The organism is Erysipelothrix rhusiopathiae (assembly GCF_900637845.1).
Classification (GTDB): Bacteria; Bacillota_I; Bacilli_A; order Erysipelotrichales; family Erysipelotrichaceae; genus Erysipelothrix; species Erysipelothrix rhusiopathiae.
On sequence record NZ_LR134439.1, the window covers coordinates 1,597,252 to 1,614,483 of the forward strand.

14 protein-coding genes are annotated in these 17,232 nt (G+C 36.0%); 1 reads left to right on the forward strand and 13 read right to left on the reverse strand.

Translation table 11 applies throughout. The features are described from left to right. The first annotated feature begins 2 nt into the window (after window positions 1-2). Window positions 3-737, forward strand: a complete 735-nt coding sequence (locus EL194_RS07715; RefSeq protein WP_003773713.1) for an amino acid ABC transporter ATP-binding protein — start codon at window positions 3-5, stop codon at window positions 735-737. Between the two features lie 580 nt (window positions 738-1,317). Here EL194_RS07715 and rbfA read toward each other — a convergent pair. The 13 genes from rbfA to murG all read right to left on the reverse strand — a co-directional run bounded on the left by rbfA (window position 1,318) and on the right by murG (window position 17,224). Then, complete coding sequence (rbfA, locus tag EL194_RS07720) at window positions 1,318-1,653, reverse strand: 30S ribosome-binding factor RbfA (protein WP_003773715.1); 336 nt, start codon at window positions 1,651-1,653, stop codon at window positions 1,318-1,320. Between the two features lie 17 nt (window positions 1,654-1,670). Further along, window positions 1,671-3,527, reverse strand: a complete 1,857-nt coding sequence (gene infB / locus EL194_RS07725) for a translation initiation factor IF-2 (protein WP_003773717.1) — start codon at window positions 3,525-3,527, stop codon at window positions 1,671-1,673. Next, window positions 3,520-3,846, reverse strand: coding sequence for a L7Ae/L30e/S12e/Gadd45 family ribosomal protein (locus tag EL194_RS07730; protein WP_003773719.1), 327 nt, complete (start codon window positions 3,844-3,846; stop codon window positions 3,520-3,522). The genes infB and EL194_RS07730 overlap by 8 nt, the downstream gene beginning before the upstream one ends. Beyond that, window positions 3,836-4,090, reverse strand: coding sequence for an RNase P modulator RnpM (gene rnpM / locus EL194_RS07735; protein ID WP_003773722.1), 255 nt, complete (start codon window positions 4,088-4,090; stop codon window positions 3,836-3,838). Before rnpM ends, EL194_RS07730 begins: the two co-directional genes overlap by 11 nt. 16 nt (window positions 4,091-4,106) lie before the next feature. After that, window positions 4,107-5,717, reverse strand: coding sequence for a transcription termination factor NusA (nusA, locus tag EL194_RS07740; protein WP_003773724.1), 1,611 nt, complete (start codon window positions 5,715-5,717; stop codon window positions 4,107-4,109). A gap of 12 nt (window positions 5,718-5,729) precedes the next feature. After that, on the reverse strand, window positions 5,730-6,161 hold the full coding sequence (locus tag EL194_RS07745; protein WP_003773725.1) for a ribosome maturation factor RimP: 432 nt from the start codon (window positions 6,159-6,161) through the stop codon (window positions 5,730-5,732). A gap of 149 nt (window positions 6,162-6,310) precedes the next feature. Then, complete coding sequence (locus EL194_RS07750) at window positions 6,311-10,612, reverse strand: PolC-type DNA polymerase III (protein ID WP_003773727.1); 4,302 nt, start codon at window positions 10,610-10,612, stop codon at window positions 6,311-6,313. A gap of 16 nt (window positions 10,613-10,628) precedes the next feature. Beyond that, window positions 10,629-11,309, reverse strand: a complete 681-nt coding sequence (gene rnc, locus EL194_RS07755; RefSeq protein WP_003773729.1) for a ribonuclease III — start codon at window positions 11,307-11,309, stop codon at window positions 10,629-10,631. Window positions 11,310-11,336: 27 nt separating this feature from the next. Next, a complete protein-coding gene (locus EL194_RS07760) occupies window positions 11,337-13,295 on the reverse strand; it encodes an ATP-dependent DNA helicase RecG (RefSeq protein WP_003773731.1) in 1,959 nt (652 codons plus the stop codon). A 25-nt stretch (window positions 13,296-13,320) separates the two neighbouring features. Further along, the gene (locus EL194_RS07765; protein ID WP_003773733.1) at window positions 13,321-14,946 is read right to left on the reverse strand and encodes a DAK2 domain-containing protein; all 1,626 of its coding nucleotides are present in this window, start codon (window positions 14,944-14,946) and stop codon (window positions 13,321-13,323) included. Then, window positions 14,946-15,305, reverse strand: coding sequence for an Asp23/Gls24 family envelope stress response protein (locus EL194_RS07770; protein WP_016357183.1), 360 nt, complete (start codon window positions 15,303-15,305; stop codon window positions 14,946-14,948). Before EL194_RS07770 ends, EL194_RS07765 begins: the two co-directional genes overlap by 1 nt. A gap of 31 nt (window positions 15,306-15,336) precedes the next feature. After that, window positions 15,337-16,149, reverse strand: coding sequence for a cell division protein FtsQ/DivIB (locus tag EL194_RS07775; RefSeq protein ID WP_003773736.1), 813 nt, complete (start codon window positions 16,147-16,149; stop codon window positions 15,337-15,339). Further along, window positions 16,133-17,224 (reverse strand): undecaprenyldiphospho-muramoylpentapeptide beta-N-acetylglucosaminyltransferase, encoded by a 1,092-nt coding sequence (gene murG / locus EL194_RS07780; RefSeq protein ID WP_003773738.1) that lies wholly within the window; start codon window positions 17,222-17,224, stop codon window positions 16,133-16,135. The genes EL194_RS07775 and murG overlap by 17 nt, the downstream gene beginning before the upstream one ends. Window positions 17,225-17,232 lie beyond the last annotated feature (8 nt).

A 17,232-nucleotide genomic window follows, 5' to 3' on the forward strand; every position in this document is an offset into this window, starting at 1 on the left:
CAATGAGTTTTTTATCCATATCCCATTTAAATAAGTCATTTGGTGAATTACAAGTCTTAAAAGATATAAACCTTGAGATTAAAAAAGGTGAAGTTGTTTCATGTATTGGATCCAGTGGTAGTGGTAAATCAACACTTCTTCGTTGCATTAACCTCCTTGAAACCTTTGATAATGGTACCATCACTTTCAATAATGAAGATGTTACTGATCAACAAATGGATATCAATAAGTATCGATCCCAAGTAGGAATGATTTTCCAATCCTTTAACCTTTTCAATAATAAATCGGTCTTAGAAAACTGTACCCTCGCACCGATTAAGGTCTTAAAAGTTGATCCGAAAGAAGCTGAGGCTGAAGCGATTAAAAACCTGGAACGTGTTGGGATGGTAGAATTTAAAGATCAAAACGTAAAACAACTATCAGGCGGCCAAAAACAACGCATTGCGATTGCACGAGCATTATGCATGAAACCAGAATTTCTCCTCTTAGATGAGCCTACATCAGCTCTAGACCCAGAAATGGTCGGAGATGTACTCGAAGTTATTAAGAGCTTAGCAAAAGAAGGCTACACAATGTTTATCGTAACGCATGAAATGGATTTTGCTCGTGAAGTAAGCGATCGAATTCTGTTTATGGACAGTGGTATTATTCTCGAAGAAGGTTCACCCGAAGAATTATTCTTAAACCCGAAAGAAGAACGTACAAAACAGTTCTTAACACGATTCATGAAAGTATAATTAATCATAAAAAAAAACGGCTCATGGCCGTTTTTTTACACCCTATTTAGTACAAATTAACTTGGATTAGGTTCAAGTTAATTTCTAAAATCACAGACAACATAAACGATTCACGCTCAAAAAAAAGACTACAGCGTCTCTTTTTCTAATATTATTCTTCGGATGATGATAAAACAAATATAAATAATCAAATAAGCGAATATTACAATATCTGTGCCTGGCTTTTCGATGTATAAAATAATCGGAAACACTAACAAATAGATAGAGTTTGTGTATCTATGTATTTGTTTATTCCAACTTTCTTTTGATTCATAGATTATTAACAACAACGCAATCATTATAAAAATGAGACACATAATACTTACAATGGTATAAAATACATCTGTATTGTTAATCATAATTTATGCTCCTTTTAAGATATGACGAAACACTATATCGATGATAATTGCTTTAAAACAAGTTCACTGTTATGAAGATATTAGACTACAAAATGACCACTAACATTACTATACCAAACAAATTATTGTGGTAGCAACACTTTATAAAAGAAAACTTGGAAATTAATCCAAGTTTCTTTTTTTTATTTTTTAAGCGATTCTAAAATACCATCGATTTTAGCACCATATTCTGATGATTCATCGAGTTTAAAAATTAATTCAGGAGTACGACGAATACTCAATGCTTTACTTACTTCTGAACGAAGCATGCCTTTAGCTTTATTTAAAGCATCCATTCCAGGTTGTTTCTTAGAATCTTCTAAAAAACTAACATAGATTGTAGCAAATGAGAAGTCATTGGTAACATCCACTTCTGTAATACTTACAAATTTTAAACTTGGATCATTTAATCGATTTTGAATAACTGGTGCAAGTTCACGCTTAATGATAGATTCAATACGTTCTTTTTTAACTGTCATATTAAATTACCTCTGTTCTACTTTTGTTCAACTTCAATTTCACCAAATGATTCAATAACATCGCCTTCTTTGATATCATTATAGTTTTCAATAGTAATACCACAATCAAATCCTTGAGATACTTCTTTTGCATCATTTTGGAATCGTTTTAATGAAGCCATTTGTCCTTCATAAATAACAACACCATCACGCATTAAGCGTACTCCAGATTCTTTAAGCATTTTACCATCTGTAACCATACATCCAGCAATTGTACCAACTTTAGAAACTTTATAGATTTCACGTACTTCAGCTTGTCCAAAGATTTTTTCTTCGAATACAGGCGCTAACATACCCTTCATCGCTGCTTCCATAGCTTCAATTGCTTTATAGATAATATTGTAGAGACGAATTTCAATACCCTCTTCATCAGCTTTCTTTCGAATCGCTGCAGTAGGACGGATATTAAATCCTATAATAATTGCATTTGATGCAGATGCAAGCATGATATCATTTTCGGTAATTCCACCTACGGTAGCACGAATTACGTTTACACGAACATCATGTCCATCACCAACTTCAATTCGTTCTAGCGATGCTTTTACAGCTTCTGCTGAACCTTGAACATCTGTTTTTAGAATAACATTAATATCTTGAATTTCACCATCAGCAATTTGTTGTGATAAATCATCAAGACTTAATGCACTTGTTTGATTACGATCCGCTAAGATACGAGCTTGGTTACGTTTATCTGCAACAGCACGTGAGCTCTTTTCATCTTTAAACGCTCTAAATGAATCACCCGCAATTGGAACATCACTTAAACCAATGATTTCAACTGGCATTGAAGGTAATGCTTCTTGTAACTCACGACCACGGTTATCAACCATTTTACGTACACGACCAAATGTAGTACCTACTACAACTGGATCACCTTGACGTAATGTTCCTTTTTGAACAAGTAAGGTTGCAACCGGTCCACGACTTTTATCGAGTTTCGCTTCAATAACAGTACCAAACGCTAAACGATTTGGGTTTGCTTTTAATTCTTCTAATTCAGAAGCAACAAGAACTGTTTCAAGTAACTCTTCAATTCCCTCGCCTGATTTAGCAGAAATCTTAACGAATACAGTGTCTCCACCCCATTCTTCTGGCATAACTCCAAGATCACTGAATTCTGAATACACACGATCAATATTGATATTTGGTTTGTCAATTTTATTGATAGCTACGATAAGCGGTACATTCGCTGCACGAGCATGATCAACTGCTTCACGTGTTTGTGGCATGACACCATCGTCAGCAGCTACAACAACAATAACAATATCGGTAACACTTGCTCCACGAGCACGCATCGCTGTGAAAGCCTCGTGACCTGGAGTATCTAAGAATGTAATCTTTTTCCCTTTATGGGTAATTTGGTAAGCACCAATATGTTGTGTGATTCCACCAAATTCATCTGCAACAACATCTGTATTACGAATTGTATCCAATGTCGTTGTTTTACCGTGGTCAACATGACCCATAATTGTAACGATTGGAGGACGTTGTTCAAGTGTTTTTGGATCATCTTTTTCTTCATCATCCAGTGTTAATTCATCTACTGGTTCTACACGAGTTGCTTCAACTTCGTATTCCATACAAATTAACTGAACTGTATCATCATCTAAAGAAGTGTTGATCGTAACCATTGTTCCCATCATAAATAAGAGCTTGATGACTTCTGCTGGACTCTTATTAATTTTTTCTGATAAATCTTTAACCGTAATACCATCAGTATACTCAATTTCCGAAATTACGACGTTATCTTTCGGTTTAAAGTTGTCCTGAGCGGGACGCTTATTATTACGATTTTGTTTGTTTTTATTATTTCTCTGTCTTTTTTTATTACTCACTTACTACGTCACCTCTTTCTACTAAGTAAGATTTAAATACTTTACTAAAACCACGATCACTTACCCCTACAGCAACACGATTTGTCATACCAATTGACCATGACAACTCTTCACGTGTTATTCCGCCTATTACAGGAATACCCGCTGTGTTGCATTTATCTTGAATTTGTTTTCGGGTTCTTTCGGATGCATTATCCGCTAATACAACTGCATACACTTTGTTTTTCGTAATTGCTGGAAGCAATTCATCACCGTAAACTAATTTACGTCCACGTTGGCATAAACCAAGTGTATTTAACATTTTTTGTTTATCGAACATAGTTCTTAAGCTCCTCATAGATTTCAACCGGAACTTTTGTTTTAAGTGCACGTTCAAGAGCACGAGACTTTTGAGCTTTCTCAATGGTCTCTTCCGTCACATATAAATATGCTCCGCGCCCATTTTTTCGGCCACTTGGGTCTATTTCAATTGTATCTTCTGGTGTTAAAACAACACGAAGCATTTCACCCTTCGGATGTTGTTCTCCAGTTACGATACACTTGCGCAATGGTACTTTTTTCATTACACACCTCCTAAGATTATTCGGCGTCGTAGTACTCATCAAATTCATCAAAGTCGATTTCTTCTTCTAACCATGAATTTGATTCAGCTGCCTGTTGTTTCTCAATTTGTTTGAGCTCTTCAGGTGAATACTCAGGAAGAATATCATACTCTTTTTCTTTAAGAAGTTCACTAGTATTAACTGGCTTATCTTCTTCACGTTCTGGTTTACGTCTACGACGGCGTAAATCTTGTTCTTCTTTACGTGATGCATCTGCAAGTTGTTCAAATTTAGATACATAATCTGTACGTGGTTTGAAAACATCTTTGCGATCAAGTTTAATTGCTTCTTCTGATTCTTCAGTTTCTTCGATTATAATTTCTTCAGAAACTACATCCGTTACTTCTGTTTGTTCAACTTCTTGAACTTCTTCAATAATTGATTCTGCAAGATCTGCTGTTTCTTCAACTTCAACAATTTCTTCTGCGTCAACAGTTGCTTCAACTTCAGTTCGAACTACAAGTTCTTCATTCACTTCTTCTTGTACTTGTTTAGAACGTATTTCAGCTTCGTAAGCAGCCATTAGTGAAACATAATCAATACCATCTGCTTCTGCTTCAGACACTGATTTAATATCGATACGTTGTTTCGTTAGACGTACCGCTAAACGGGCATTTTTACCACGTTTACCGATTGCTAGTGAGAGTTGATTATCATCAACAATAACAACAAGGCCTTTATTATCCGCATTGGGATAAACAGCAATCACTTCTGCTGGAGCGAGTGCATTATTGATTAACTCAACCATGTTATCGCTCCACTCAAAGATATCGATTTTTTCACCTTTAAGTTCTTCAATAATTGCTTGAACACGACTACCACGTGGTCCGATACATGCTCCAATAGGATCAATATCTGAATCATGTGAATAAACTGCAATTTTTGTACGTTCACCGGCTTCACGTGCAATCGCTTTGATTTCAACTTGTCCTTCAAAAATTTCAGGAACTTCATTTTCAAACAAACGACGTACAAGCATCGCATCAGCGCGTGATACAAGGATTTGAGCACCTTTTGTATCGCGGTTAACATCAGTGATTACAACTTTAAGCGTTTGACCTTCACGGTATGTTTCGCCTTCAATTTGTGCAGCACGAGGCATAACTGCTAAAGATTTACCTAAGTTAAGAACAACAAATTTTTCTTCAACACTTTCAACCATTGCCATAATCATTTCGCCGAGTTGATCAATATATTCATCATAAACAGCTTGTTTTTCAGCTTCACGAATTTTTTGTTTAATAACATTTTTCGCTAGTGTCGCTGCAGCACGTCCTAATTCAACAATTGGTTCTTCAATCATGTAGTACTCGCCTACTTGAAGTCCTTCTGCACCTTCAGGAAGTTCTGTAATTCCAACTTCTAATTCATCGTCCATAACTTCTTCAACCACGAGAAATTTATGGAATAATTTCATTTCTTGAGTTCTTTCATCAATGATTACATCGACAAGTGCATCAGGAACACCAATTTGTTTGCGATACGCTTTAATCAGTGAGTCTTGTAATGCATCAATAATAATCTCTTTTGAAATATTGCGATTATCTTCAATTTCTTGCATCGCTAATATAACATTTTTAACGTTCATTTCACTATCTCCTTAAACTTTAACCGCTAATCTTAGCATTTTAATATTTAAACGTTCAATTGCAATTTTCTTTAATGCTGTTTTTTGTCTATAAGATACAACAACCTCGTTTTCGTCTACGGATATTACTGTTCCTTCTACATAGTCAGCACCTTGTATTGGATTTTTAAATTTAATTAATACGTATTGATCAACAACATTATCATAATCTTCTTCAAGAATGACACGTTCTGCACCTGCAGAACCTACATCAAGACCAATCTCATAATCCAATGCTTCACCAAATGCTTCACCAGCCTTCGCACAGATTTCTAGATCCACAGGTTTGAAGTCTTTACGTGCAATACTCAATTCAAGTAATTCATTACTAATGAGTTCTGCATCAATAATATCAAGTCCCAGTGCTTCTGCAGTTGGTTTAATTTTCTCTAAATACTTTTCCATAATCGCTCCTTAGACAATATATAAGGAGTGGCTTAACCACTCCTCTGTTTCAAAGTATATGCATATTATACACTTAAACCGAGGTAAAAGCAAATCTATGCATCCAGTTTCAGCAGTTAAAAATAGATAAATTTAAGTCATTTAATCTTCTAAAACAAACTCATCTGATTACTATCTTGTAAATGGGAAGTAACACCCAACTCATCCAGTTTTTTGACCGAAGTAGAACTAATTCCACCTCGCGTCATCAGATCTTTTTTGGATATAAATGGTTGTTCTTCGCGTGCTTTCACAAGTTGTCGGGCAACGTTATCACCCAAACCATCCACTACGTTAAACGGTGGAAGAATTGCTTTATCATCGCGGGGATCCAGACTGAACTCCGTAGCCTTTGACAACTCTAAATCTAGAGGACTTACTTTATACCCTCTACTTTGGAGTTCAAGTGTTACCTCCAGTGTATCAATTAGATTTTTTTCTTTAATTGTTACATCTTTTTTGGTATCAAAACTCTTTAACCGCATATTAATTGAGTTTAAACGACTTGCGACTATTTCTTGTGATGCACACATCGTTTCAATCTCATAAGCGTTTACCCGCAATGTAAAGTACACTGCATAATAAGCTCTCGCATAATAAACCTTAAACCACGCTACACGAATTGCCATCATAACATAGGCTACAGCATGCGCCTTAGGGAACATGTACTTGATTTTTAGACACGAATCAATATACCACTCAGGTACATTATTTCGTTTCATGGAAGCAATCCATTCATCGGTAAGTCCGCGTCCTTTTCGAACACTTTCCATGATGGTAAATGCTTCCTTCGCTTCAAGACCATAATGCATGAGATCAACCATGATATCATCTCGACACCCAATTACCTTATCAAACGCTAATCCTTGTTTGATTAATTCTTCAGCATTATTACGCCAAACATCGGTTCCATGAGAAAGACCTGATATACGCACTAAATCCGAGAACTTATTCGGGCGCGTTGCTTCAAGCATTCCACGAACAAATGGAGTTCCAAACTCGGGCAATCCCAATCCACCAGTGACTTCATGATATTTGCGCTCATCGACGTCTAAGGCCTCTGTCGAACCAAAAAGTGATAAGGTTTTCTTGTCATTCATCGGTACATCATGAATATCAACACCGGTTAAACGTTCTAACATTTTCATCGCTGTTGGATCCACATGTCCTAAGATATCGAGTTTAAGTACATTATCATCAATATCATGAAATTCGAAATGTGTTGTATACCACGTAGAATCCGGATTGTTTGCTGGATATTGAATAGGCGTAAAATCATGAACATCCATATAGTCTGGAACAACAATAATCCCACCAGGATGTTGTCCTGTTGTTCGTTTAACCCCTTCTGCTCCTATGGCAAGATAGGTATTCCATGCATTATTACTATTTGTAATATTCATACTCTCGTGATAACCCAGAACATACCCAAATGCAGTTTTTTGCGCAACCGTTGATATCGTACCTGCTCGATAAACATATTCCTCACCAAATATTTCTTTGGTGTATGCATGTGCAAATTCCTGGTAGTCTCCTGAAAAGTTTAAATCGATATCAGGTACTTTGTCACCTTCGAATCCTAAAAACGTTTCAAACGGAATATCTTGGCCTTCACAATGTAACGCTTTGCCACAATTCGGACAATCTTTAGGGTCTAAGTCAAATCCCGAAGAGTACTCACCATTTAGAAAGAACTCATTGTAATGGCAATTATCACAAACGTAATGAGGCGCAAGCGGATTAACCTCGGTAATCTCAGCCATCGTAGCAACAAGAGAAGAACCAACAGAACCACGAGACCCTACTAGATAACCGTCATCGAGCGACTTTTTCACAAGAAGATGAGAAATATAGTAAATAACACCGTAACCATTTCCAAAAATTGATTTAAGTTCTCGTTCAATTCGTGCCTGAACAAGTTCAGGGAGTGGATTTCCATAGAGCTTATGCGCATTATGGTAAACAATATCTTTGAGGAGCTCATCACTGTTTTCAAGATGAGGTGTAAACAACTCTTTTTTCTTGGGTGAAATATCTTCAATTTCATTTAATAATTTTACAGGGTTTTTAACGACATACTCGTAGGCTTTATCTGCACCTAGAAATGCGAATGCATCCAACATTTCATTGGTACTTCTAAAATGTTGGTTCGGGGCCTCGAAAGCCATTCGGCGTTGTTCGTTAAAAATATATAAGGGATGACGTGAGCCACCAATCCCCTGTGAATGGATGTAAACATCGCGGATTACTTTTTCACTAGGATGGTTATAGTGTACATTCCCAACAGCTAATATCGGTTTATTGAGCTTTGTAGCTGTCGCTATAATACGATTAATAATATCTAGTAAACGTGATTCACTTTCAATTGCCTGACTCTCCAACAAAGGAGCATATAAGTCTAAAGGCATAATCTCTACATAATCATAAAACGCAACGCAACGCTCAAGTGCTTCTTGACTTTTATTCATAGCAATTTCAAAGAGTTCAGAATTGGTGCACCCTGCTCCTATTAGTAAATTCTCACGGAATCGTTCTAATTCACGCCTTAAAATTCTTGGCTCTGCCATGACCGCATCCCCTTTTGACGTTTTACCAAAAAACGCAAGATATTTTGTATGCGAAAGGGTTATTAATTGATATAGATCTTTAATACTGGATTGTGTTTTAGCAATTACAGTGCAATGACTTTTCCGTAATTTTTTAAAACTTGATTCATTATTTAAAGATTGGAGATCATCAATCGTCTGCATCGTACTCAATTGCTCAAGACGTAACATTTCTAAGAATACAAGCGATAATACTTCGGCATCATAATCAGCACGGTGAGCAACACCTTCGTCATAACCAATTCGCATAAATCGTGCAATACTTCCCAAACGATATGAGCGTCGATTATCAAAGAGTGCACGTGATAAATCTAAAGTATCAATCACTGCATTTTGAATTGGTTCTTTTCCTATTCTACGAAGTGTTTCTTGAATAAAATCAATATCAAACTGCGCATTATGGGCCACCAGCACATGATCGCCTAAGAATTCTAAAATTTCATCCATCGCTTCTTCAATTGATGGCGCATTCACGAGATCTGCATCCGTTATATTGGTTAGTTCTTGAATAAAAGGTCTAACCGGAACCGGTGCTTTTATAAATGTTTGCATCTTCTTAACAACGCGACCATTTTCAATTAAAACCCCTCCAAATTCAATGATGTGATCATAATAATTTGAAAGACCTGTTGTTTCCAAGTCAAAAGAAACATAGGATCCTGTTTGAAGTGATTCACCATGAGCATTCGAAACAATTTTAAGCTCACCATCAACCATATTCATCTCAACACCGTATCCCAATTTAAATTCATGGTTCGGATATTTCGATCGTAATTTTTTAAGATTACCATATGCTTTCGGAAAACCTTGGACACCGGTATGATCTGTAATGATCATACCCGGATGGCCCCATTCAAAAGCTTGCGCCATATATTCTGAGGCATCATTAATTCCGTCCATCTCAGAAAACTTCGTATGTAAATGAAACTCGACACGTTTTTCATCAGCTGTATCAAAACGACGGAAAATATTATCAATTTCCTCATAACGATCCATCTTGAAAATGTAATCACGTTCATATTTCGCATCAAACACATAGGTTCCAAAAACACGGATACAAATACCTTTGGAAATGATTTCTTCCTCAGTGTCCGCAAAATCAACAACACAAATTGCAGATTCCCCATCACTTAAATAATACTTCGCAATGAATTTCCCTGTTCTTGTTTCACGAACTTCTACATCAAAGACTTTACCCGCTACCGAAACATCACGTGCTTCATCCGTAAGTAAACTCATTTTTATCGGATTATAGTTTCCTTTACCATTTCGTCGTTTCGGAACTCTGGAAACAACTTTTCGATCAACTACTTCAACTTTATCAATTTTAGGCATTTCGGATACCTCATCTTCAAGGCTTCCCGTTGAAATTTCCGCATCCACTTCAAGATCAATACCCAATGATTTTAATGCATCACACAAAGCATTACACTCTCGTAACGTTGCTTCTTGGTGATGCTGATCAATACATAATAACCTAAGCTGTTTATCAACAAGTTGCAACGATGCTTCTTTTACAGCACTTAAATTATTCGCACGAACAATCATATCCGTATATTGACTGATATTTAAAAAATCAAGTTCACAATGATTAGACTGAACAATAAGCTCAACGTCCGTTTTTGTATACAATTTTAATTTTTTCGTTAACTCTCTATAGACTGAAAAAGGTAATGCATTCATTACCTTCACGTTGAGAATCAATTTCTTTTTTTCTGGATTATACTTACACGAGATAATGTCCGCATCCTCAAAATGAAACGAATAATTTTTATTAATTCCAAGTTTGTCAAAAATTTCGGTCACGATATCATCTCCTTTTTTATTTTACAAGTTTCTCAAATGCATCCTTCGCTGCCATTTGTTCTGCTTTCTTTTTCGATAAGCCTTTTCCTTGGCCAAAAATAAGTTCATCCAACTTCACAACCACTTCAAATTCAGGTGCATTGGATGGACCCACAACATTGATAACTTCATAACTGACCGACTTACGTGAGTCAGATTGTATATACTCCTGTAACTTAGTTTTATAATCCGTAATACTTAAGGATTCAAGTTCATTAAAAGCATCATTCATTACAGAATCAAGTACACGATTAACACTATCGATACCACTATCTAAATAGAGTGCACCAATAAAACTTTCGAATAAATCAGCGATAATTGAAACTCTGACTCTACCACCGTTTTTTTCCTCACCCATCCCCAACATTAGATAATCATTGAGTTTAAGTTTTAAGCTATATTGTGCAAGGGCATCTTCGCAAACGAGTTTTGCTCGATAAAGCGTCATATCCCCTTCATTAAAATGATCTTGATGCTTAAAAAGACGCTCTGATACACAAATTTGTAATACAGCATCGCCCATAAATTCAAGACGTTCATTATCTTCTAATAATTCTTCTGCCTCATTCACATAAGAAGAATGAATAAAAGCATTATTAATTAAATCTTTATTAAAGTATGGAATCTTCATAGAATCCAATAAATCCCATTTTGTCATGTTATCACCTTATAATATTATACACCATTATGTCGTTTTAAAATACTGTCGGCGGTCGACATCCGCAATTATTTCTTGGTAATCTGCATTATCTAAATTTTGAGAAATAGCGATTGCATCTGTCTTAGCTTGTTTAAGGATATTTTCATCTTTTATAATATCTCCCAGAATAAAGTTTGGAAGTCCCGACTGACGTTGACCTAAAACATCTCCAAACCCTCTAAGTCTCATATCAATCATTGATAATTCAAAACCATCATGGGAAGAAACTAGCGCGTTCATTCTATGTGCTGTTTCATCACTTTCATTACTGCTAAGCAAATAGCATACACCTTGCTTACCACCACGCCCTACACGACCTCTTAACTGATGAAGTGTTGCAAGACCAAACTGCTCAGCATTATAAATAATCATCATATTGGCATTATGCACGTCAAGACCTACTTCGATAACACTTGTGCTAATAAGAATATCAATATCCCCTGAAACAAACGATTGCATTTTCGAAGCCTTTAATTCACTTGGCATTTTACCATGTACAAAGTCAACATTATAACTACTGAATACTGGTTTAAGATTCTCACAAATTGTATGAACATTTTTAACACCTGCCCGCTCACCCTCTTCAATCGCTGCACAAACGATATAAATCTGCTCTTGATTCTTTAAACGATCATGAATTGGCTTCATAATACTACGGAGTGAATTTTCATGAATCCAATGTGTTTCGATTTCTTTTCGATGACTTGGATAAGTCGCAATCGTAGAAACATCGAGGTCAAAGAATAAACTCGCGGCAAGGGTACGTGGTATGGGTGTCGCCGAAAGCATGAGGGTATCAATACGTTTTCCCTTTGTGATGAGTGCTCGACGTTGTTCGACACCAAAACGATGTTGTTCATCAATAATCGCAAGACCGAGATTATGAAAGACCACGTCTTTTTGAAAAAGTGCATGCGTACCAAAAATAACAGATGCTTCACCAGTACCGATTGCTTGAATCACGTCGTCTCGATGATCAATACCTTGAGATAACACAACACAATTGATATCTGGAAAAAGTTTCTGAAAAGACCGAACATGTTGCATTAATAATAACTCAGTGGGAACCATAAATGCGACTTGATATCCCGCTAAATAGTTTGCATAGGCAGCAAGAAACGCAACAACAGTTTTCCCACTCCCAACATCACCTTGGAGTAATCGATTCATTTTTTTAGATGATTCAAGATCATTAAGAATATCATCTAAAGATTGTTTTTGATCAACAGTCAGTTTAAAAGGCAAGATCTCAATTTCTTCTAGAACCTTAGCGCGTTCAAATAACTTGGAGACACCATACTCGCGATCACTATTATTTAATGTAATCGAAAGATGGTAAGCTAAAAACTCCTCATATTTAAGTGTTCTTAAACCATGGTGAAGTTCTGTTTCACTTCGTGGCATGTGAATTGATTTAACAGCATCAAAACGATCCATAAGTTTATATTGATCTTGAAATTCTACAGGTATAATGTTGGGCAACGATACATTTTCCATAATCTTTAGGATTAAACGCTCAATTTCATATTGTTTAATTCCTGATTTTTGACTATAGATCGGTTTAATTCCAACGATATCTTGAATATCCTTATTACTTACCGTTTTCGCAGTGATATTACCTTCTTTTCCGACGACACCAACTACCACAATACCGTGTTCGTAATGGCGCGTATTCAGATAGCGTCGGTTGAAAATCGCGACAGGAACAATCTCATCTTGAAAAACAACTTTAAAATTTGTTACTGATTGATTGCGACGGAATGTAAAATTTTTAAAACCACCCAATAATCGTCCCGAAAAAACAACGGTATCTCCTGGTCGCCATGCATCTCGAGGTTTCGCCTCCAGACGCTCATAACGATAGGGAAAAACCATTAAGAAACTTTCAGGTGTGTCAGCACCATAAGTTTCAATGATTTTTAATTGTTTATCCGTGAGTTTCATAAAAAAATAAAAGGGCTAAGCCCTTTTACTCTACTCCAATGATGTATGAATAAACTGGTTGTTCACCACGATGTGATTCTACTTCTACATCATATGTAGATTCAATAAAATCAACAACTGTCTCGGCCTCTTCATCCGATACATCTTCTCCCGTGATTAAAGTAACAAGTTCACTTTCATCATCAATTAACTTCGCACAAAGTGCTTTCGTTGTTTCTAAACGATTAGGGTTGGTTACAACAATGTCTTTTTCAAGAATTCCCATGAAATCATTTTGTTTAATTTCAATGGATTCAAACATCGTATCTTTAATAGCGTATGTAACTTGACCTGTTTTGGTATTTGCAACAGCTTCAAGCATTTCAGTTAAATTATCTTCAACATCTACGTCAGGATTAAACATAACACATGCTGATAATCCTTGAGGAATCGTTTTTGTTTCAATAACGTGTATATCTTTGTCTTCACAAATATCTTGAGCTTGTTTTGCAGCCATAATAATATTTGAATTATTTGGTAGGATAAAAATATGATCTGCATCGATACTATTGATAAGTGCAACAAAATCTTCAGTTGATGGGTTCATTGTTTGACCACCACTGATAATATATTCTGCACGGAGCTCTTTAAACATATCCACAACACCTGTACCTGCAGCAACAGCAACAATTGCATATTTGCTGTGTTGCTTTTGTGCTTTAGTAGCATTAGATTCTGCATCTAATATCGTATTGTGTTGTTCAGACATATTTTCAATCTTAAGTTTAACAAATTCACCATAGCGTTGCGCTAAGTTTAGAGCATTACCTGGTTTCAATGTATGAACATGAACTTTAACTAAATCTTCATCCGTAACAACTACTAATGAATTACCAAGTGCCTCTAGTTGCGCTCTAAATTTGTCTTCATTATAACGGTTGATTGATTCTTCATCGAGACGTACGATAAATTCAGTACAATAACCAAATTCATCATGTTCGAAATCTGAAGCAGCTGCATGATTTGACTCATCGCCTTCTTCAAGTTCAATAGGGTTTCCTTTTAATTCTGCTAAGAATCCTTCTAAAACGGTAACATAACCTTTACCGCCACTATCGACAACACCAACTTCTTTTAATACTGGTAGAAGTTCAGGAGTTCCATCTAGGGATGTATTTGCCTCGGATACTAAACATTCAAAAAACTCAATTACTGAGATTTCTGGATTTTTAAGAACAAACTCATAGGTTGCCTGTGAACTTTCACGTAAAACAGTTAGAATGGTTCCTTCAACAGGACGCATTACTGCCTTATAAGCAACTTCTTTACCTTTTTGGAAAGCTTCCGCAAGATCCATAACACTTGCTTCTTGTAAATTTTCTACGGATTGCGCAAATCCTCGGAAGATTTGAGAAAGGATAACGCCTGAGTTTCCTCGTGCGCCCATTAATAAACCGCGAGATAATGTTTTGGATAATTGACCTAAGTGTGATGTAACAGCTTTTTTAGAATCTGTTAAGCCACTTGTAAAAGTAAGATTCATATTTGTTCCTGTATCTCCATCAGGAACTGGGAAAACGTTAAGAGCATTTATTTCATGATGCTTATTTGTTAGATTGTTGGCACCACTTTGAAGCATCTTCAAAAAGATATCGCCATTAATAGTATTCATTATTGAACAACCTTAATACCTTGAACATAAACATTAATCGTATTAAAGTTTTGTTGAAGTGTTTTTTCTAACATGTATTTCGCTTTCTTTTGAACTTCGAGTACTACTTCTGAAATCTTAACGTTATAACTTACAATAATATATAAATCTAAATCAAAACCGTTATCCCCTTTACGCACAATTACACCTTTGGAATAATTTTCACCCTTTAACAATTCTGCAAGGCCATCTTTAAAGACTTGCTGAGAGGCCATACCAACAACACCATAACATTCTGTCACGACACCGCCAGCTAGCATTGCGATTGCTTCGTTTGAAACATTGATTTTTCCAAATTCATTGGTTTTTTCAATCGCCATCATTTCTCCTCCTCTTTCATATTTTTATATTTTATGATCCACATGCCTTAACAACAGCAGACTGTGTTTCTTCAGTTGGACCGTACTCGATAAACTCGATACAACGAGCATTCGAATCAGCCCCACTTATAATAGTAGCATATTTATTCAGTTGTGGTAAAGTTTCTACATTTGTAAAAACAAAATAATCATTATTCATTACAATCCTCATATAGTCAGGTTCAACTTTTGTAGGCTCGAAATGAATTTCAGAAACGGAAGCCATAGAACCATCATCAATGGTAGCCAAAGCAGATAATAGAGATTCAGATATTGATTCCTCTGTAAACCCTACAAGCAATGGTAAACGTTCAATCACTGAAGGATTAAGCGTTTCCAACTCTTTATAGAATCCATCTTCAAAATAAATTCGAATGGACGGTTCTAATGTGTAACCCACAGCTTTCTTTTCCGTTACGTTTAAATTTATGATACCTTGACGATAATATACATTAGCGTCAATATTGTCAATCCCCTTAACTTTTTTACCTTTATGATTAATGAAAGGTTTAAACGTTAAATAGATACGTTGATTTTCATGTATATTGAGCGCATCTTTGATTTCTGCGTCACTTAGAATTACATTTCCATTCACGCGTACATTGTGAACTCGAGAAGCATCGCTTTTATCAAAATAGTAAATCCCTATAAGAACCCCAATTACAATTAAAAATTGAAGCATTTTAATCAACCGACGTTTTCGCTTATTACGACGAATTGTCTTCTTTTTAAGGTCTATCGAAGCCTTAATTTTATCAATTGGCTCACGCTCATCATTCAATTCAGGATTATTGCGACGCGTCATCGTTTCCCACCACCTTTTCAACTAAATCTGCAATATTCGAAACCGCATCAGGCGTTGCAAGCTTACGTGCATTATGACCTAATTCAACCAAACGTTGTTTATTACGAATCAGTTCAAAAACATGTTTATTTAATACGTCATCATGGATATCTTCTTCTAATAGCATATCACAAGCGTTCTTATCAAATAACGATTTAGCATTATAAAATTGATGGTTATTTGCCACATATGGGCTTGGTATTAGTAATGACGGCAAACCAAATGATTCAATCTCAGCTACTGTAGAAGCACCCGATCGGCATACGATTAAATCAATTACCGGTAAAAGCGCTTTTTGGTCTACAAATCCCTCGAGACGAATGTTGGGATGAACCTCACCAACTGTCTTTTTGAAGTTATCAATATGAAGTGGACCCGTAACAATAATCACTTGAGTCGTTGGGTCATCATAATACTTAACAAATTTTTCGAATTTTTTATTCATAGCAGTTGAGCCTTGCGACCCCATAACCATAAGGACTGTATTTAAATTTAAATCCAAATTAAGTCGTTCAACTTCTTTCGAACTATTAATTTCCTCATGGATTAACGAAGCACGAGGATTTCCAAGATAGTGGACATAATCTCTACCTGAAAATGCTTCCTCATAACATGTAATAATCGCTTTCGCAGAATCTGCAATCATCTTGTTTGCTTTCCCAGGATACGCATTTTGTTCATGTAAAACAATCGGAATCTTGAGTGATTTTGCTGCAAATGTTACAGGACCACAAACATATCCACCAAAGGCAAATACAACATCTGGTTTCAATGATTTTAAGTGTTTTTTTGCAGAACGATAAGCTCCGAATTGAGAAAAAACTGCTTTAATTTTATCAAAGATACTGCCTTGAAGTCCTTGATTGTGAATCGCAAAAAAGGGATATCCTGCTTCTGGAACGATCCAAGATTCCATTTTATGGTCGTTTCCAATGAAAACAACTTCTGTATTTCGATTCTTTTTAATGAAATCAGCATAGGTAATTGCGGGGTAAATATGACCACCACTACCACCTGTAACAATACATACTTTCATACCCTACC

Coding starts and splice junctions, on each gene's coding strand:
- rnpM (WP_003773722.1), bottom strand. CDS start 4,090: ATGAAAAAAGTACCATTGCGCAAGTGTATCGTAACTGGAGAACAACAT.
- EL194_RS07775 (WP_003773736.1), bottom strand. CDS start 16,149: ATGACGCGTCGCAATAATCCTGAATTGAATGATGAGCGTGAGCCAATT.
- EL194_RS07770 (WP_016357183.1), bottom strand. CDS start 15,305: ATGGCGATTGAAAAAACCAATGAATTTGGAAAAATCAATGTTTCAAAC.
- rbfA (WP_003773715.1), bottom strand. CDS start 1,653: ATGACAGTTAAAAAAGAACGTATTGAATCTATCATTAAGCGTGAACTT.
- nusA (WP_003773724.1), bottom strand. CDS start 5,717: ATGAACGTTAAAAATGTTATATTAGCGATGCAAGAAATTGAAGATAAT.
- rnc (WP_003773729.1), bottom strand. CDS start 11,309: ATGACAAAATGGGATTTATTGGATTCTATGAAGATTCCATACTTTAAT.
- EL194_RS07765 (WP_003773733.1), bottom strand. CDS start 14,946: ATGAATACTATTAATGGCGATATCTTTTTGAAGATGCTTCAAAGTGGT.
- EL194_RS07715 (WP_003773713.1), top strand. CDS start 3: ATGAGTTTTTTATCCATATCCCATTTAAATAAGTCATTTGGTGAATTA.
- EL194_RS07730 (WP_003773719.1), bottom strand. CDS start 3,846: ATGTTCGATAAACAAAAAATGTTAAATACACTTGGTTTATGCCAACGT.
- EL194_RS07760 (WP_003773731.1), bottom strand. CDS start 13,295: ATGAAACTCACGGATAAACAATTAAAAATCATTGAAACTTATGGTGCT.
- EL194_RS07745 (WP_003773725.1), bottom strand. CDS start 6,161: ATGGAAAAGTATTTAGAGAAAATTAAACCAACTGCAGAAGCACTGGGA.
- murG (WP_003773738.1), bottom strand. CDS start 17,224: ATGAAAGTATGTATTGTTACAGGTGGTAGTGGTGGTCATATTTACCCC.